15 protein-coding genes are annotated in these 17,303 nt (G+C 73.3%); 7 read left to right on the top strand and 8 right to left on the bottom strand.

The features are described from left to right. Positions 1-82: 82 nt before the first annotated feature. On the top strand, positions 83-3,256 hold the full coding sequence (locus tag ACIGXO_RS03510) for a cytochrome P450 (protein ID WP_399779550.1): 3,174 nt from the start codon (positions 83-85) through the stop codon (positions 3,254-3,256). A gap of 226 nt (positions 3,257-3,482) precedes the next feature. Beyond that, complete coding sequence (locus ACIGXO_RS03505) at positions 3,483-4,676, top strand: FAD-dependent monooxygenase (RefSeq protein ID WP_399779548.1); 1,194 nt, start codon at positions 3,483-3,485, stop codon at positions 4,674-4,676. 66 nt (positions 4,677-4,742) lie between these two features. Here ACIGXO_RS03505 and ACIGXO_RS03500 read toward each other — a convergent pair whose 3' ends face one another. Beyond that, entirely contained in the window at positions 4,743-5,687 is a 945-nt protein-coding gene (locus tag ACIGXO_RS03500) for a zinc-binding alcohol dehydrogenase family protein (RefSeq protein WP_399779546.1), read from the bottom strand. 45 nt (positions 5,688-5,732) lie between these two features. Then, the gene (locus ACIGXO_RS03495; RefSeq protein WP_399779545.1) at positions 5,733-6,251 is read right to left on the bottom strand and encodes a DUF2165 domain-containing protein; all 519 of its coding nucleotides are present in this window, start codon (positions 6,249-6,251) and stop codon (positions 5,733-5,735) included. A 135-nt stretch (positions 6,252-6,386) separates the two neighbouring features. Between ACIGXO_RS03495 and ACIGXO_RS03490 the strand changes: the two genes are divergently transcribed. From ACIGXO_RS03490 to ACIGXO_RS03480, 3 genes are all read left to right on the top strand, one after another. Further along, positions 6,387-7,436 (top strand): phosphatidylinositol-specific phospholipase C domain-containing protein, encoded by a 1,050-nt coding sequence (locus ACIGXO_RS03490; protein ID WP_399779543.1) that lies wholly within the window; start codon positions 6,387-6,389, stop codon positions 7,434-7,436. 115 nt (positions 7,437-7,551) lie between these two features. Next, positions 7,552-8,100, top strand: a complete 549-nt coding sequence (locus ACIGXO_RS03485; RefSeq protein ID WP_399779541.1) for a DoxX family protein — start codon at positions 7,552-7,554, stop codon at positions 8,098-8,100. Positions 8,101-8,145: 45 nt separating this feature from the next. Further along, complete coding sequence (locus ACIGXO_RS03480) at positions 8,146-8,649, top strand: VOC family protein (protein WP_399779539.1); 504 nt, start codon at positions 8,146-8,148, stop codon at positions 8,647-8,649. 8 nt (positions 8,650-8,657) lie between these two features. On the opposite strand, the gene ACIGXO_RS03475 is transcribed toward ACIGXO_RS03480, so the two are convergent. Then, on the bottom strand, positions 8,658-9,419 hold the full coding sequence (locus ACIGXO_RS03475) for a hypothetical protein (protein WP_399779537.1): 762 nt from the start codon (positions 9,417-9,419) through the stop codon (positions 8,658-8,660). Between the two features lie 116 nt (positions 9,420-9,535). Between ACIGXO_RS03475 and ACIGXO_RS03470 the strand changes: the two genes are divergently transcribed. Together ACIGXO_RS03470 and ACIGXO_RS03465 are read left to right on the top strand one after the other, a co-directional pair. Next, entirely contained in the window at positions 9,536-9,907 is a 372-nt protein-coding gene (locus tag ACIGXO_RS03470; RefSeq protein WP_399779535.1) for a hypothetical protein, read from the top strand. A gap of 191 nt (positions 9,908-10,098) precedes the next feature. Next, positions 10,099-11,373, top strand: coding sequence for a cytochrome P450 (locus tag ACIGXO_RS03465; protein WP_399779533.1), 1,275 nt, complete (start codon positions 10,099-10,101; stop codon positions 11,371-11,373). Positions 11,374-11,420: 47 nt separating this feature from the next. Here the strand turns inward: ACIGXO_RS03465 and egtD are convergent, their stop codons facing one another. The 5 genes from egtD to ACIGXO_RS03440 all read right to left on the bottom strand — a co-directional run bounded on the left by egtD (position 11,421) and on the right by ACIGXO_RS03440 (position 17,260). Then, positions 11,421-12,383: an L-histidine N(alpha)-methyltransferase gene (egtD, locus tag ACIGXO_RS03460; protein WP_399779531.1), complete on the bottom strand. Its 963-nt coding sequence runs from the start codon at positions 12,381-12,383 to the stop codon at positions 11,421-11,423. Further along, the gene (gene egtC, locus ACIGXO_RS03455) at positions 12,380-13,141 is read right to left on the bottom strand and encodes an ergothioneine biosynthesis protein EgtC (RefSeq protein ID WP_399779529.1); all 762 of its coding nucleotides are present in this window, start codon (positions 13,139-13,141) and stop codon (positions 12,380-12,382) included. Before egtC ends, egtD begins: the two co-directional genes overlap by 4 nt. A gap of 61 nt (positions 13,142-13,202) precedes the next feature. Then, complete coding sequence (gene egtB / locus ACIGXO_RS03450; RefSeq protein ID WP_399779528.1) at positions 13,203-14,519, bottom strand: ergothioneine biosynthesis protein EgtB; 1,317 nt, start codon at positions 14,517-14,519, stop codon at positions 13,203-13,205. After that, positions 14,516-15,880 carry an ergothioneine biosynthesis glutamate--cysteine ligase EgtA gene (egtA, locus tag ACIGXO_RS03445; protein ID WP_399779526.1) on the bottom strand — a complete coding sequence of 455 codons (1,365 nt, stop codon included), beginning with the start codon at positions 15,878-15,880 and terminating at the stop codon, positions 14,516-14,518. Before egtA ends, egtB begins: the two co-directional genes overlap by 4 nt. Before the next feature lie 168 nt (positions 15,881-16,048). After that, on the bottom strand, positions 16,049-17,260 hold the full coding sequence (locus tag ACIGXO_RS03440) for a pyridoxal phosphate-dependent aminotransferase (protein WP_399779524.1): 1,212 nt from the start codon (positions 17,258-17,260) through the stop codon (positions 16,049-16,051). Positions 17,261-17,303: the final 43 nt, after the last annotated feature.

Below are 17,303 nucleotides of genomic sequence, written 5' to 3'. Positions count from 1 at the left end.
AAGGGGCGGACGCGAAAAACCACTACATGATCATGTAGTTACCCTGCGGCACACGGTACTCCGCGCCGGTCAGTGTGGGGGTATGAGCGACACGCAGCTTCTGAGCGACGCGACCGTCTCCGAGGACGGCATCCCCCTCGTGGACATCTCGGCCACCGGCCTCTCGCGTACCCCCCTCCAGCAGGCCATGCACCTCGCGCGCGAGCACGGCCCGATCTTCCGGCGCCGGCTGCACGGCCGGGACGCCACCTTCGTCACCTCCCTGGAGCTGGTGACCGAGCTCGCCGATGAGACCCGCTTCGAGAAGGCCGTCGGGCCGGCCCTGGAGAACGTACGGGAGTTCGCCGCCGACGGGCTGTTCACCGCCTACAACGACGAGCCGAACTGGGCCAAGGCGCACGACATCCTCATGCCCGCCTTCGCGCTGGGCTCGATGCGCACCTACCACCCGGCCATGCTCGCGGTCGCCCGCCGGCTGATGGCGAGCTGGGACCGCCGGATCGCCGAGGGCACGCCCGTGGACGTGCCGGACGACATGACCCGGATGACCCTCGACACCATCGGACTCGCCGGATTCGGCTTCGACTTCGAGTCCTTCGGGCGCGAGACGCCGCACCCCTTCGTGGACGCGATGGTGCGCTGCCTGGAGTGGAGCATGACGCGGCTGGCCCGTAAGCCGGGCGTGGACTACACCGAGCGCGACGAGGCGTTCCGCGCGGACGCCGACTACCTCGCCTCGGTGGTGGACGACGTCATCAGCGCGCGTACCGCCTCCGGCGACACCTCCGCCGACGACCTGCTGGGCCTCATGCTCGGTGCGCCGCACCCGGAGGACGGCACGACCCTGGACCTCGCCAACATCCGCAACCAGGTCATCACCTTCCTGATCGCCGGTCACGAGACCACTTCGGGCGCGCTCTCCTTCGCGCTGTACCACCTGCTCAAGGACCCGGTCGCGCTGCGGCTCGCGCGCCGCGAGGCCGACGAGCTGTTCGGCGACGCGGCCGACCCCGACCCGTCCTTCGAGGACATCGGGAAGCTGGCCTTCACCCGCCAGGTGCTCAACGAGGCGCTGCGGCTGTGGCCCACCGCGGCCGCGTTCAGCCGGCAGGCGAAGGCGGACACGCTGCTCGCCGGCCGCTACCCGGTCAGGGCCGGGCAGATCTTCACGGTCCTCACCCCGATGCTGCACCGCGACCCGGTCTGGGGCGACAACCCCGAGCTGTTCGACCCGGCGCGCTTCGCACCCGAGGCGGAGGCGGCCCGTTCCCCGCACGCGTACAAGCCCTTCGGTACCGGCGAACGTGCCTGCATCGGGCGGCAGTTCGCGCTGCACGAGGCGACCATGCTGCTGGCGCTCCTCGTGCACCGCTACCGCTTCGAGGACCACGGCGACTACGCGCTGACCATCAAGGAGACGCTGACGCTGAAGCCGGACGGGTTCACCGTCCGGCTCGCCGAGCGCACCGACGGCCATCGCGCGGCCGACCGGGCGGCGCTCGCCGTGCTCCCCGGCACCGGTACCGCGGCCGAGGCGCCCGCCGCCGACGACGGACTGCCCACCCGGGTGACGCAGGGCACCGGGCTGCTGCTCCTGCACGGCACCAACTACGGCACCTGCAAGGACTTCGCCGAGCGGCTGGCCGACGAGGCGACCGGACTCGGCTGCGCCACCGAGGTCGCACCGCTGGACGCGTACACGGGCGCGCTGCCCACCGACCGCCCGGTGGTCCTCGTCGCGGCCTCCTACAACGGCCGCCCGACCGACGACGCGGCCGCCTTCGTGTCGTGGCTGGAGGACGCGCCCGACGGCGCCGCCGCAGGCGTCCCGTACGCCGTCCTCGGCGTCGGCGACCGCAACTGGGCCGCCACCTACCAGCGCGTCCCCACCCTCCTCGACGACCGGCTGGCGGCGCTCGGCGGCGACCGGCTGCTGTCGCGCGCCGCGGCCGACGCCTCCGGCGACATGGCGGGCACGGTCAAGGACTTCACCGCCGCGCTCCGTACGGAGCTGCTGACCCGGTACGGCGACCCCGCGAGCATCGGCGCCACCGCGTCGCCCGATGAAGGCGCGTGCACCGTCACCGAGATCACCGGCGGCCCCCTGGACGCGCTCGCCGCCCGCCACGGCCTCACCCCGATGACGGTCACCGAGGCGTACGACCTCACCGCCGAGGACTACCCCCGCAAGAAGCGCTTCCTGCGGCTCGCCCTCCCCGAGGGCGTCACCTACCGCACCGCCGACCACCTGAGCGTGCTGCCCGCCAACGGCCCCGAGCGGGTCGCCCGCGCCGCGCAGGCGCTCGGCGTGGACCCCGCGACGGTGCTCAGCATCCAACAGCCGGGCGCGGGCCGCGACGCGCTCCCCGTGGACCGCCCGCTGACCGTCCACGAACTGCTCACGTACCACCTGGAGTTGAACGCCCGGCCGACCCCGGAGCAGCGCGCGCTGCTCGCCGCGCACAACCCGTGCCCGCCCGAGCGCGCGGCCCTCGAAGCGCCCGGCGAGGACGACACCCGTACGACGCTGGAGCTGATCGAGGCGTACCCGGCGCTGCGCGGCGCGCTGCCCTGGCCGGTGGTCCTGGACCTGCTGCCGCCCATGCGGACCCGGCACTACTCCGTCTCGTCCTCCCCGGCGGTGGACGGCCGGCACGCGGACCTGATGGTCTCGCTGCTGCCCGGCGGCACCGGTTCGAGCCATCTGCACTCCCTGAAGGCCGGTGACACGGTGCTCGCCCGCGTCCAGCCCTGCCGGGACGCCTTCCGGATCGATCCGGCCGACGACACCCCGGTGATCATGGTGGCGGCCGGTACCGGGCTGGCGCCCTTCCGCGGCGCCGTCGCCGACCGCACGGCGGCCGCCGGGACGCTCGGACACGCCCTGGCCCCCGCGCTGCTCTTCTTCGGCTGCGACGCGCCCGACGCGGACTTCCTGCACGCCGACGAGCTGCGCGCGGCGGAGGCGGCCGGCGCCGTCGGCGTACGCCCCGCCTTCAGCGAACGGCCCGAGGACGGCCGCCGGTTCGTCCAGCACCGCATCGCCGCCGACGGCGACGAGGTCTGGCGGCTGCTGGAGTCGGGCGCCCGGGTGTACGTCTGCGGCGACGGCAGCCGGATGGCACCGGGCGTCCGCGCGGCCTTCCGGGAGCTGTACGTATGCCACGGCGGCGGCACGGCCGAGGAGGCCGAGACCTGGCTCACCGGGCTGACCACCGAGGGCCGCTACATCGAGGACGTGTACGCGGCGAGTTGACCCGCCCCGGGGGCGTGCGGGCGGTCGCCGACGGCGGGCACCGGCATCCGTACGACGACAAGTACGGTCGTGCGGACGACATGCCGGTTCCCGCTCTGGCACCGGCGCTCCCGGCACGCCAAGGTGGACCCGTGCGACGGATGCGGCGCTGGGCCCTGCGGGCGCCGCATCCGCCTGGGGCGCAGCCAGGCGCCCCTGGAGACCGGCCGTCCGACCTTGGAGCGTCATGACCAACGCCCTGATCATCGGCGGTGGCATCGCGGGAGCGGTGACCGCGATGGCCCTGCAGAAAGCCGGCATCGAATCGGAGGTCTACGAGGCGTACGCGAGCGGCGCCGACGACGTCGGGGCCTTCCTCGTCGTCTTCGAGAACGGACTGTCGGCGCTGCGCGTCATCGACGCCGACGGGCCCGTCATCGAGAACTCCTTCCCCGCCGGTCGGGTGGAGTTCCTCAGCAACACCGGGAAGCGGCTGGCCGAGCGCCCGATGGCCGGGACGGGAGACCAGGACGCCGAGGGCGCGCCGGACGGCGCCGGGCCCCGCACGCTGCGCCGGGCCACGCTCTACCGGGTGCTGCACGACGAGGCGACCCGCCGCGGCATCGCCGTCCAGCACGGGAAGCGGCTGGTGGCCGCCGAGACCGTGGAGAACGGCCGGATCGTCGCCACGTTCTCCGACGGCACCCGCGCCGAGGGCGACCTGCTGATCGGCGCCGACGGCATCCACTCCGTCACCCGCAAGCTCATCGACCCGGCCGCGGCCCGGCCCCGCTACACCGGCCAGAACACCGTCTGCGGCTACACCCGGGACGCCAAGAACCCGCCCGAACACGGCACGTACACCATGATCTTCGGCAAGAAGGCGTTCTTCGGGTGCACCCGTGCTCCCGACGGCGAGACCTGGTGGTTCGCCAACGCGCCGGGGCCCGAGCTCTCCCGCGACGATCTGGCCGCCTCCACGCCCGACCACTGGCGGCACCGGCTCGGCGCGCTCTTCGAGGAGGACAACTCCCCGGCCGCCGACATCATCCGGTCCACCGGCGAGACCATCGTCGGCTCCAACTCCTATGACATCGCCGCCACTCCGCGCTGGTACACCGACACCATGGTCATCATCGGGGACGCCGCGCACGCCGCGGCACCGAACGCCGCGCAGGGCGCCTCGATGGCCATCGAGGACGCCATCGTGCTGGCCAAGTCGCTGCGCGACCAGCCCGACAACCGCCGCGCCTTCCGTGCGTACGAGGAACTCCGCCGCGAGCGCGTGGAGAAGGTCGTCGCGGCCAGCGCCAACATGGCCCGCCGCACGGCCGTGGGCACCGTACGCCGCGTTGTCCGCGACACCGTCCTCCCGCACCGCGTCGCCCGCACCGAAGCCGGCGCCGCCGACTGGCTGACGTCGTACCGGATCGAATGGTGAGCGGACCCCGCTCGCACGGCGCGGCGAGCGGGGTCCCTGACGGTGGGTCAGCCGGATGGCGGCCGGTCAGCCGAAGTCGAGCACCGGGCGGCCGCGCACGCCGCCGGCCTCCAGCAGCCGGTGTGCGTCGGCCGCCCGCTCCGCCGGGAAGACCTCGGCGACCCGCAGCGTGAGGGCGCCCTCCTCGGCCTGGCGGGCCAGCCGGTCCAGCCGCGTGGTGTCGGTGGCGAAGTCCGAGACCAGCACCGGCCGTACGTCGATGTCCCGCTCGGTGCCGCCCGACCAGCCGCGGAACACCGTCATCCGGCCCCCGTCGGCGATCGCGCCGAACAGCTTCTCGCCCTGCAGCGTCGCGTCCACGAGTCCCGGCACGCCGGCCGGCACCAGCTCCCGGATGCGCTGGGCCACCTCGTCGCCGCGCGGGACGACCTCGTCGGCGCCCAGTTCGCGCACCAGCTTCTCGTCGGCCGGTTTGGCATCGGCGATCACCCGCAGCCCGTCGGCCTTCGCCAGCTCGACCGCGTACCCGCCGAGGGCGCCCGCTGCGCCGACGACGGCGAGCGTGTCGCCGGGCGAGAGGCCCAGCTCGTCGAGGGCCAGCCGGGCGGTCAGCGCGTTCATCGGCAGCGTGGCCGCGGCGGTGAAGTCCGTGCCCTCCGGCGCCGGCACCACCGAGGCGGCCGGCACCACGATCTTGTCCGCGTAGGCGCCACCGTGCGGCCCGGTGGGCACGACCACGGTGACCACCCGCTGCCCGACGCGCAGCCGGCCGTCGTCGTCCGGTCCGAGCTGGTCGACCACGCCGGCCGCGTCCATGCCGGGCACGTACGGCGGTCGGCGGTCACGGAGCCGCTGTGCGTGCGCGCCGGCGCGCAGCAGCGTGTCCGTGGGATTCACCGCGGCGGCGTGCACCCTGATGCGTACCTCGCCGGGACCGGGCTGCGGTTCCGGCACGTCCAGGACCCGGAGAGCCTCGGGTCCGCCGAACTCTTCCACTCCGATTGCTCGCATACCGGGGGCAACCCGGGGGTCCGGTGCGGCTATTCCATGCCGGGGTCAGCCCGTGCCGGCTTTCCCCCGTGTGGCGGCGGCCGGGGACAGCTGCACGACGAGCAGGGCGATCCCCGCGAGCACGATGTTGCGGGTGGCGGCCTCCAGGCCGTTCCAGGTCTTGGACTGCCACATCGCGAACCACTCGCCGCCGATCGCGAGGAAGCCGGCGCCGAAGAGCAGCAGGACCATCACGAGGCCGAGGGCGGCGAGCCGGCGGGCCCGCTCCCGGCGCAGTACCCACAGTGCGGTGGCCACGACGAGTACGGCAGCGGCGGCCGTCTCCCACGCGATGATCGCGATGTAGGCGGCGTCCTGGAGCGGGCGCGAGGTGATGGCCCGCCACATCAGGTCGGGGTCCTTGAAGGTGGTGTCCATCGCCAGGACGTGCTGGACGAACGCGCGATTGGTGTCGAAGTCGGTGATGTTGCCGAAGGCGACGAGCGCCATGTACAGCGCGACCGTCCCCGTGAGGAGCACCGGAGCGAGGTGCGATACCGCCACTGCTCGTCTGCCGCCGGCCATGTCAGCCTCCACCCGGAGTGTCCACTGTTTTGTCGTGTTCAGGACGACATCGTAAGGGCTCTGGGACGGCCTGTCCGCTCCTCAAGTCCCGTACGCTGCCCGCTGATCGACTGACCAACGAGAAAGCAGGGGCACATGGGCAGGAAGCGGCGTACGGGGGCCATGGCGGCGGGTGTGGCTGGGGCGGCGTTGGTGGTGGGGGTGGTGGCCTGGCCGGCGGGCGCCGGCACCCCGGCCGCGGCGGGCACGACGTACGACACGACCACGGCGGTGGGCGTGCACAACGCGTACGAGAAGGCGAAGTACCCCTACTTCGCCGACGCGTTGGACTCCGGCGCCGGCCTGCTGGAGCTGGACGTGTGGACCAACGGCCTGGGCAGGTCCTGGCGGGTCTCGCACGGCAATCCGCTCGGCAACGACAACAACTGCGAGAACGCCGCCACCCCCGCCGAGCTGCGCACCAAGCCCCGCAATCAGGACCTCGGCGGGTGCCTGGCCGACCTGCGGGCCTGGCACGAGGCGCACCCGGGCCACCGGCCCGTGCTGCTGAAGATGGAGCTGAAGGACGGCTTCAACGACAAGGGGGGCCGCGGCCCGGACGAGTTCGACGCGCTGGTGCGCGACAGGCTGGGGGACGCGGTCTTCGGGCCCGGCGACCTGATCGGGGACCACGCGACGCTGGACGAGGCGGTACGCGCCGACGGCTGGCCGGAGCGGTCGGCGCTGGCCGGCAAGTTCCTGATCGAGCTGATCCCGGGCACGGTCGAGGAGGGCAACCCGGCCGACCGGCTGTGGACCGACCGCGAGTACGCCACCCATCTCCGCACCCTCGCGGGCCAGGGGCAGCTGTCCACCGCCACCGCGTTCCCCGCCGTGCACGGCGCCGAGTCCGGCGACCCCCGCTCCCGCTACACCGATCCGGCGCTGCGTCCCTGGTTCGTGGTCTTCGACGGCGATGCCACCGCGTACGCGGGCGGCATCGACACCGGCTGGTACGACACCCGGCACTACCTCGTGATCATGACCGACGCGCACCACGTCGCCCCGGCCATCGACGGCACGAAGCCGACCGAGCAGCAGGCCAGAGACCGGGTGGCGCTGCTGGCCAAGGAGCACGCCAGTGTGCTCACCGCCGACTGGTACCCGCTGCCGCAGGTGCTGGGCGAGGTGGTGCCGCGCGGCTGACACGCGACGGTGGGGGTGGTTGTACAGGTTTCAAGCACTGTGTAGGGTGAGACCCGAGACTTGAACTTTCAAATACTTCTCACACGTCCCGTCCGACACAGGAGAGAGCAGTCGCATGACCACCCCCAACGGCACGATCGCCCCCTCCCGCGACGTGGCGCCGGCGCGCACCGCGTCGCCCGCCGCCCGCGACCTGGGCCTGCTGCTCCTGCGGCTCGCCGTCGGCCTCACCATGGCGGCGCACGGCTCGCAGAAGCTCTTCGGCTGGTTCGGCGGCCCCGGCCTGGACGGCACCGGCCAGTTCTTCACCATGAGCGGCTACCCCTCCGGGAAGGCGATGGCCCTGGTCGCCGGGCTCACCGAGACCCTCGGCGGCCTCGGCCTCGCGCTCGGCCTGCTCACCCCGCTCGCCGGCGCGGCCGTCCTCGGCACGATGGTGAACGCGCTGGCCGTGAAGTGGGGCGGCGGCTTCTTCGCGCCCAAGGGCATCGAGTACGAGCTGCTGCTCACCGTGGCCGCCGCCGCGATCGCCCTCACCGGCCCCGGCCGCTGGGCCGCCGACCGTCTGCTGCCCGGCCTGCGCCGCGAGCGCGGGGCCTATGGCGTCGCCGCCGTCGCCCTCGGCGTGATCGTGGCCTTCGCCGTTCTGCTGCTGCGCAAGTGATCCCATAGGGCCTGCTGCGCAAAGTGACTCCACAGGGAGGTACCCATGTCCGTACGCCGCCTCAACCACGCGGTCCTCTACGTACGTGAGCTGTCGCGCTCCGTCGCGTTCTACACCGACGTCCTCGGCTTCACCGTGGACACCGAGATCCCCGGCCGGGCCGCCTTCCTGCGTGCCGCGGACACCCTGAACGACCACGACCTCGGCCTCTTCACCGTCGGCGACCAGGCCCCGGGCCCCGAGCACGGGCGGGCGGGCCTCTACCACCTGGCCTGGGAGGTCGGCACTCTCGGCGAGCTGGCGGAGACCGCCGGACGGCTGCGGGCCGCCGGCGCGCTCGTCGGCGCCAGCGACCACCTGGTCTCCAAGTCCCTGTACGCCAAGGACCCGGACGGCATCGAGTTCGAGGTGATGTGGCGGGTGCCGCGCGAGGACTGGCCGGGCCCCGAGGAGGGCGGCGCCCAGGTCCTGCCGCTCGACCTGGAGGACGCGCTGCGCCGCTGGGGACCCGACCTGGCGACCGGGGCCGCCGCGGGCTCCGCCACCTGAGCGCGGCATCAGCCGCCCGAGGGGAGCAGATCCTTCAAGGGCTGGATCGCGTCAGTACTGCGCAGCCACGGGTCGTCGAAGTCCCACACCAGGAAGAGCAGAAAGGCGATCAGGGCGGTGAAGACCCCCGCCATCAGGAGTTCCCGTCCTGACCGCCGGATCTGCAGCGTGAACATCAGGCCGACCGTGACCACGGCGCCCGCGAGCAGGCCGAACCACACCACGGGCGGCATGGTCGGCCCGGCCCCCAGACCCCGGGCCGACCGGGCGCCGTCCGCCACCGCCACCTGGTCCACCAGCGGCTGGTAGGTCTGGTTCTCGAAGTCGGTGCGCGGATGGTAGTCGGACACCGCGGCGCGCACCTTCAGCATCAGCGCGTCCCCGCGGGGCGTCAGTTCGCTCTTCTCCGTCATCACCGGCCATTCCTTGTGCACCACGTACGAGACGTAGGTGTCCACGTCGGACCGGATCCGGTCGCGCACCGGCTCCGGATACGCCCGGGCCCGCGCGCTCACCTCGTGCAGCGCCTGCGCCTCCGTACGCACCGTGTCCTCCGCCGCGCTGCGCGCCTCCCACACGCCCGCGATGGCCAGGCCCAGCACGATCGCGTAGACCACCCCGACCATCATCGTCATGTACTCCATGACGTCCGGCGTCTCGCTCGGGTCGTCCTCCTCCTCGTCGATCCGCCGCTGGTGCAGCACGGTGACGAGCAGGACGACACCGCACGTCGCGGCCATGGCGATGGCCAGCACGAGCCAGTCCGGCATGAGAAACCTCCAGAGAAAAGTGGTGGGGGGAGCGGGCCCGTGATCAGGAGCGGCCGCCGCCGGATCCGGACGAGGAGCGGGGGCGCAGCGCGGCGGCGGCCAGCACGGCCGGAGCGGTGAGCAGCAGCATGTTCGTGACCAGCGAGCGGCGGCCCTCCGGTGGGCGGCTGCTGACCGCGTACGACCGGGGCGTCAGGGACGGGGACGGCTTCGGCTTCGGTGCCTTCGAGGTCGGCGGCGGTTCCGGGGGCGGCTTCGGCCGTGGTGCGGGCGGCGGCTCGGGCGCGGGCGGTGGTGGCGCGGGCGGTGTGGTGACCGGCGCGGGCTCCGGTGGTGCGGGCCGGGGAGGGGGCGGCGGTGCGGGCTTCGGGGGCGGCGGCTCGGGCGCGGGCGGCCGGGGCGTCGGCGACGTACAGGGCCAGTGCCAGTCGTCCGGCAGCCCTGGTACCCCGGTCGGGGCCGTCACCGGCGGCTTCGTTCCGGCGTAGGAACAGTTGTCACCGTGCGCGGCCGCCGACGGCGCCCAGCCCACCCCTGCCACGAACGCGGCTGCCGCCAGGGCCAGTCCAGCGCGATGCGATCGGTACACGCCGAGAGGCTGCGCAGCCCCGTGCGCCATCAAGCGTCCGGTGCGGGTGATTCCCCTGATAGTGGGGATTACCGTACGGTCGGGTGCGTGATGGCTGCCGAGGTGTTCACACCCCAGACCTACGCCACCGGCGTCCCCTACGCGCTCTTCCGTGAACTGCGCCTGACCAGCCCGGTCTGCTGGATCGAGGAGCCGGCGGTGGACGGCTGGCCGGCCGGTCCCGGGTACTGGGCGGTGCTGCGGCATGCGGATGTGAAGCATGTGCTGCGTAGCCCAGAAGTGTTCTCTTCGTACGCGGGTGCGACGCAGATCCGGGACCCCGACAGTGCACGGGACCTCGCGTTCGTCCGCGCGATGATGCTGAACCAGGACCCGCCGGACCATTCCCGCATCCGCAAGGTCGTCGCCGCGGCCTTCACCCCGCGCGCCGTACGGGAGTTGGAGGCCGTCATCGACGCACGCGCCGCCGCGCTCGTGGGGCAGGTCGCCGAGGCGGGCGCGGCGGACTTCGTCGAGGTCGCCGCCGATCTGCCGGTCTGGACGCTGGCGCACGTGATGGGCGTGCCGGACGGGGACCGGCGGCTGCTCTTCGACTGGTCGAGCCGCGTCATCGGCTACCAGGACAGCGAGTACGCGGAGTTGAGCACGGCCGACCCCGCGACGCTGAGCCCCATGGGGCGGGCCGCGCTGGACCGCCGTCCACGTACGCTGCGCCGCCCGGACGGCCGCCCCGTGAACCCGCGCTCCCGTGAAGCGCTGGCCGACATGTTCGCGTACGCCCACGCGCTCGCCGAACACCCGCGGCCCGGCACGGTGATGGCCCACATGCGGGAGGGCGGCCTGACCCGCGAGGAGTTCGAGAACATGTTCTTCCTCTTCGCGGTGGCCGGGAACGAAACGCTGCGCAACGGCATTCCGGGCGGGCTGTACGCGCTGCTGCGCCATCGGGAGCAGTTCGAACGGCTGCAGAGGGAGCGGGAGTTGATCCCTTCGGCCGTCGAGGAGATGCTGCGCTACTGGCCGCCGGTGATGGACTTCCGGCGCACCGCCGTGCGCGACGTGGAGCTGGGCGGCCGGCGCATCCGGGCGGGCGAGAAGGTCGTGGTCTACCACGCCGCCGCCAACCGCGACGAGACGGTCTTCGCCGACCCCGACCGCTTCGACATCACCCGCAGCCCGAACGACCACGTCAGCTTCGGCTTCGGACCGCACTTCTGCCTCGGGTCGCACCTCGCCCGGGTGCAGATGCGGGCCGTGCTGCGGCACGTACTGGACCGGCTGCCCGGCCTCGAACTCGCCGGGGAGCCGGTCCGGCTCGTCTCCAACTTCCAGAACGGGCTCAAGCACCTGCCTGTACGGGCCTGAGAGGCGCTCGAGGGAGGCGCGTGGGGCGGGAGACGAGTGGGGCGGCGCTAGCGCCGTACGGCCAGCGACAGCGCGAAACGCGCCGTGCCGTCCGTCCACCAGTCGCGCAGCTCCAGACCCGCGGCGTCCAGTTCGGCGCGCACGCCCTCCTTGCGGAACTTCGCGGAGACCTCCGTGCGGACCTCCTCGCCCGCCGCGAAGTGCACCGCGAGGTCCAGCGCCGGGATCTTCACGGTCTGCTCCTTCAGGGACCGCAGCCGCATCTCGATCCACTCCCGCTCGGCGTCCCACACCGCGCGGTGCGCGAACTGCGCCGGGTCGAAGTCGGCGGCCAGCTCACGGTTGATGACGGTGAGCACGTTCTTGTTGAACTCCGCGGTGACGCCCTGGCTGTCGTCGTACGCGGCCAGCAGGGTCCCCTCGTCCTTGACCAGGTCCGTGCCGAGCAGCAGCGCGTCGCCGGGCTCAAGGAGGTCGCGTACGGAGTGCAGGAAACCGGCCCGCTCGGCGGGGAGCAGGTTGCCGATGGTGCCGCCGAGGAAGGCCAGCAGCCGGGGCCCGGGCGTCTCGGGCAGCTGCAGGCCGCCCTGGAAGTCGGCGACCAGCGCGTGCACGGTGAGCCCTGGATGGTCGGCGAGCAGCGCCTCGCCCGCGGCGGCCAGCGCGCTCTCGCTGACGTCGACGGGCACGTAGGTGTGCAGCCGGGTGAGCGCGTCCAGGAGGTGCCGGGTCTTCTCCGAGGAGCCGGAGCCGAGCTCGATCAGGGTGCGCGCCCCGGTGGCGGTGGCGATCTGCCCGGCGCGGGCCAGCAGGATCTCCCGCTCGGCGCGGGTCGGGTAGTACTCGGGCAGCGCGGTGATGTCCTCGAAGAGGGCGCTGCCCCGGGCGTCGTAGAACCACTTCGGCGGCAGGGTCTTGGGGGTGCTGGTCAGGCCGTGGGCGACGTCGGTGCGGAGGGCGGCGGTGGTGGCGTCGGGGGGCAGCGTACGGGTGATGGCGAGGGGACTCACGCGACGGGCTCCTTGAGCGGGGTGAGCAGGACATCGGTACGGGTGGCGGCCAGCAGGGCGTGGTCGGGGACCTCGGTCCAGTCGCTCCCGTCGTCCGAGGGTTCGGAGGCGACCAGCATGCCGGGCACGCGGCCCGGCAGCGGGCGGTGGAACAGCGTGTCGTCCCAGGTGGTGGCGGTGATCGTGGCGCCATCGGTGAGCAGCAGGTTCAGCCGGGAGCCGGGGGCCGCGGCGGCCACCTCGGTCACCGTCTCGGACAGCGCCTCGGAGGCGTCGGCGCCCTGCTCCAGGCGGTGCTTCACCAGCGCCCACAGGAACGCGGCGTCGCAGCGCGCCTCCAGGCCGAGCAGCGCCTCGGAGGGCAGCCCGGCGGCCAGGGAGCCGAGCGAGCCGGGCCAGCCGCTGACCGCGCCGTTGTGGCTGAAGAGCCACCGGCCGCCGGCGAACGGCGCCGCGGCGGCCTCGCCGTCCGGGCAGGCGAGGGTGGCGTCCCGTACGGCGGCCAGCACGGCGCCGCTGCGCACGACCCGGGCGAGGTCGGGCAGGAAGGCGTCCGCCCAGATGGGGCCCGCGCGGCGGTAGCGGGCCGGCACGGGGTCGCCGGGCGCGTACCAGCCGACGCCGAAGCCGTCGGCGTTGACGGTGCCGTACTTCTGGCGGCGGGGCGCCCAGGACTGCCGGTACAGGCTGTGCTCGGGCGCGGTGAGGACGTCGCCGAGCGGGACGCTGGGGCCGAGGTAGGCGAGGTGACGGCACATCAGGCGCGCCTCCTGGCGGGAGCCTCAGGAGCCACCCGGCACACGGGGCGCGCCGCGGCCCTCACGCGTCCTCCGGGCCCGCGTCACGGGCCGTACGGAAGCCCGCGAAGATCTGCCGGCGGACGGGCAGGTCCCAGTTGCGGAACGTGCCGCGGCAGGCCACCGGGTCCACCGCGAACGACCCGCCGCGCAGCACCTTGTACGCGCCGCCGAAGAACACCTCGGAGTACTCGCGGTAGGGGAACGCCTGGAAGCCCGGGTAGGGCAGGAAGTCCCCGGAGGTCCACTCCCACACGTCCCCGATGAGCTGCCGGACGCCCAGCGGCGACTCGCCCTCCGGGTAGCTGCCCACGGGTGCGGGGCGCAGATGGCGCTGGCCCAGGTTGGCGTGCTCGGGGCCGGGCTCCTCGTCGCCCCAGGGGTAGCGGCGGCTGTACCCGGTACTGGGGTCCCAGCGGGCGGCCTTCTCCCACTCGGCCTCCGAGGGCAGCCGGCGCCCGGCCCAGCGCGCGTACGCGTCCGCCTCGTACCAGCTCACATGCAGAACCGGTTCTTCAGGATTGACCGGCTCGGTGACTCCGAAGGTGCGGCGGACCCAGCCCTTGCCCTCCCGCCGCCAGAACAGCGGCGCTTCGAGCTTGTGCTCGCACACCATCCGCCAGCCCTCGGGGGCCCACCAGCGCGACTCCCGATAGCCGCCGTCCTCGATGAACCACTGATACGCGGCGTTGCTCACCGGCACCGTGTCGATCCGGAAGGCGGGCAGCAGCCGGTGGTGCGCGGGGCGTTCGTTGTCCAGCGCCCACGGCTCGCGGGAGGTGCCCATCGTGAAGGGGCCGGCCGGCACCAGCACCTCGGGGCCCACCGTCCCCTCCGCGGTGTCCGGGGGCGGCGGAGCGGTGAGCGCGGCCGGGCCGCGCCGCAGCTGATGGGTGATGAGCATCGTCTCGTCGTGCTGCTGCTCGTGCTGCGCGACCATCCCGAACGCGAACGCCTGCTCCACCAGCCGGTCGCCGCGCAGCGGGGTCTTCTCCAGGACGTCCAGCACCCGGCCGCGCACTTCGTCGACGTAGCTGTGCGCCTCGGCGGGGGCCAGCAGCGGCAGCGAGGGCCGCTCGGCCCGGGGGTGCTCGAACGCGTCGTAGACCGAGTCGATCTCCGGGCGCAGCGCCTCCAGCCCGCCGACCGCCCGCATCAGCCACTGCTCCTCCTGGTTGCCTATGTGGGCGAGGTCCCACACCAGGGGCGACATCAGGGGCGAGTGCTGGGCGGTCAGGTCGGGCTCGTCGACACAGGTGGTCAGCGCCTGCGTACGGGTGCGGGCGGCGAGCAGCGCCGACGCCGCGCGGTCCCGGAGCTTTTCGGGATCGTGGATCACTGGCTGTCCTTCCCTGGGATGCGCTCGACGGTGCGGGCGTACTCCGCGGCGAGCGCCGCTTCCTGGGCGTCGGCGGCGCGCCGGGCCGCCGGGCTCTCCGTGGGCGCGGGGGCGTACTCGGGCGCCGCGTACGCCGCGTCCATCAGGTCGTCCGCCGGGCAGCGGCCCTGCGCCACATAGCGCTCGATGAACTCCTCGACGGCGGCGAGCACGTCGGGCCCGGCGCCGAGCCGGGGCAGCGCCGCGCGGGCCGCCCCGAAACAGACCGTCGCGGCGGCGGCCAGCTCCGGGTCGGTCAGCCCCTGGCGGGCGGCGCGCCGCCACAAGGGGTTGCGCGGCGCGGGGCGGTCGCCCGCGGTCTCGGCGAGCGGCTTGACGGCGCGGTACGCGGTCTCGGCGGCCTCGGGGTCGTCGAACAGGGCCGCGGTCACGGCGAGCGGCACGATCCAGCCGTCGCCCGGCTGCGCGTCGATCATGCGCAGTTCGAGGTGGCCGCGCGGCCGGACCGGCGGGAAGAGCGTGGTGACGTGGTAGTCGAAGTCCTCCGCCGTGGGCGCCCTCGGTGCCTTCGTGCGCGTCCACTCACGGAAGGACAGCCCTTCGGGTGCGTCCCAGGGCCCGTCCGCGGCGCGCAGGCACATCACGGGCGCGTCCAGCGCGTACGCCGCCCAGGCCGCGCGCGGATCGGGGCCGTCGGCGGGGGCGAGGGTGCGGGCCGGGTCGAGCTGGGTCCAGATGGCCTGGCGGGTGGAGCGGTAGCCCGTCGGGCACCCCTCGCTGGTGGGGGAGTTGGCGAAGGCCGCGGCGAGCACGGCACCGAGGAGGTGGGCCAGCCGCCAGCGCCGGCCGTGCCCGAGCGGCCCCGGCTCCTCGTATCCGGCGTCCAGGCAGACCTGTACGGAGGCGGTGCCGCACATCATGGACCGCCCGGCCTGTCCCCAGCGGTCGAAGTACGCCTCCATCGCGTCGTAACGGGGCTCGTCGAGGATGCGGTGCGGCGGGTGCCAGGGGTTGTGGCCGTGGCCCGCCAGGCTCAGGTCCATGGCACGCAGCGCGGTGCGTACCAGCGCCAGGTCGGCCGAGACGGCCGTGACGCATTCGGTGAGGGAGGCGGCGGGAAGCGAGCTGAGCTCCAGCTGCCCGCCCGGCTCGAAGGTCAGGAGGGAGTGCAGGGGGAGCGCGCGCAGGGCGGTCATCGCGCTGCGGACGCGCTCGCGCGGCAGGGGACATCGGGGGTTGCGCGCGTCATGGACGAGATACTCGATCTCGACCCCGATGCGCCGCGGCGGCCCGGTCTTGAAGCAGATGCCGTGCAGGTGGGCTGCCAGCTCCTCTTCCGTGACCGCGCGCTGTACGGGCATGGACTTCCACTCCCTCCGTGGCCGGCCGGACGGCCGGACGCAGGCTCCCACCTAAGCCGGTGCGAGCGGCGCACTCAAGGGCGCATCAGCGCCCGGCAGAGCACGCGCCGCGCACGGCCCGCTGAGTGTCGCGCCGGAGCACGACGGCGCGCCCGCACGAGGAGTCTCTCACTGCCGGTACCCCGCCAGAAAGCGTCCAATGCGGCTGATGGCGGCATCGAGGTCGTCGGCGTACGGGAGTGTCAGGATACGGAAGTGATCAGGGCGCGGCCAGTTGAAGCCGGTGCCCTGCACCACCTGGATCTTCTCCCGCAGCAGCAGGTCCAGCACGAACTTCTCGTCGTCGTGGATCTTGTGCACGGCAGGGTCCAGGCGCGGGAAGGCGTAGATCGCGCCCTTGGGCTTCACGCAGGACACGCCCGGGATCTCGTTCAGGCGTTCCCATGCCCGGTCGCGCTGCTCGCGCAGCCGGCCGCCCGGGAGCACCAGGTCGTTGATCGACTGGCGGCCGCCGAGCGCCGCCTGGATGGCGTACTGCGCCGGGGCGTTCGGGCACAGCCGCATCGAGGCCAGCGTGCCGAGCCCCTCCAGGTAGTCGGCGGCGTGCTGCGTGGGCCCGGAGACGACGAGCCAGCCGGACCGGAAGCCGGCCACGCGGTACGCCTTGGAGAGCCCGCTGAAGGTGAGGCAGACCAGGTCGGGGGCGAGCACCGCGGCGTTGTGGTGCACCTCGCCGTCGTACAGGATGCGGTCGTAGATCTCGTCGGCGAAGACCATCAGGCCGTGCCGCCGCGCCAGGTCGAGCATGCCTTCCAGCAGCTCGCGGGGGTAGACGGCGCCCGTCGGGTTGTTGGGGTTGATGATGACCATCGCCCGCGTCCGGTCGGTGATCTTCGCGGCCATGTCGTCCAGGTCCGGCAGCCAGTCGGCGGACTCGTCGCACATGTAGTGCACCGCCTTGCCGCCCGCCAGCGTCGTCACCGCGGTCCACAGCGGGAAGTCCGGGGCGGGGATCAGTACCTCGTCGCCGTCGTCCAGCAGCGCCTGGACCGCCATCGAGACCAGCTCCGAGACGCCGTTGCCCAGGTAGACGTCGTCCACGCCGACCTCGGTGAGGCCGAGCGACTGGTAGTGCTGGGCGACGGCCCGGCGCGCCGAGAGGATGCCGCGGGACTCGGTGTAGCCGTGCGCCCGCGAGAGGTTGCGCACCATGTCCTGCAGGATCTCCTCGGGCGCCTCGAAGCCGAAGAGCGCGGGGTTTCCGGTGTTCAGCCGCAGCACGCTGTGCCCGGCCTCCTCCAGCGCGTCGGCGTGCTCGATCACCGGCCCGCGGATCTCGTAACAGACGTCGGCCATCTTGCTCGACTGCTTGAACTCCATGCGGCGGCCTCCCGGTTACCTCGCTCGCCGCGGCGCGGCGCAT

It is taken from the genome of Streptomyces sp. NPDC053542 (assembly GCF_044544685.1).
GTDB lineage: Bacteria > Actinomycetota > Actinomycetes > Streptomycetales > Streptomycetaceae > Streptomyces.
The sequence above is the reverse complement of the archived record's forward strand: the minus strand, read 5'-3'. Positions and strand labels throughout refer to the sequence as shown.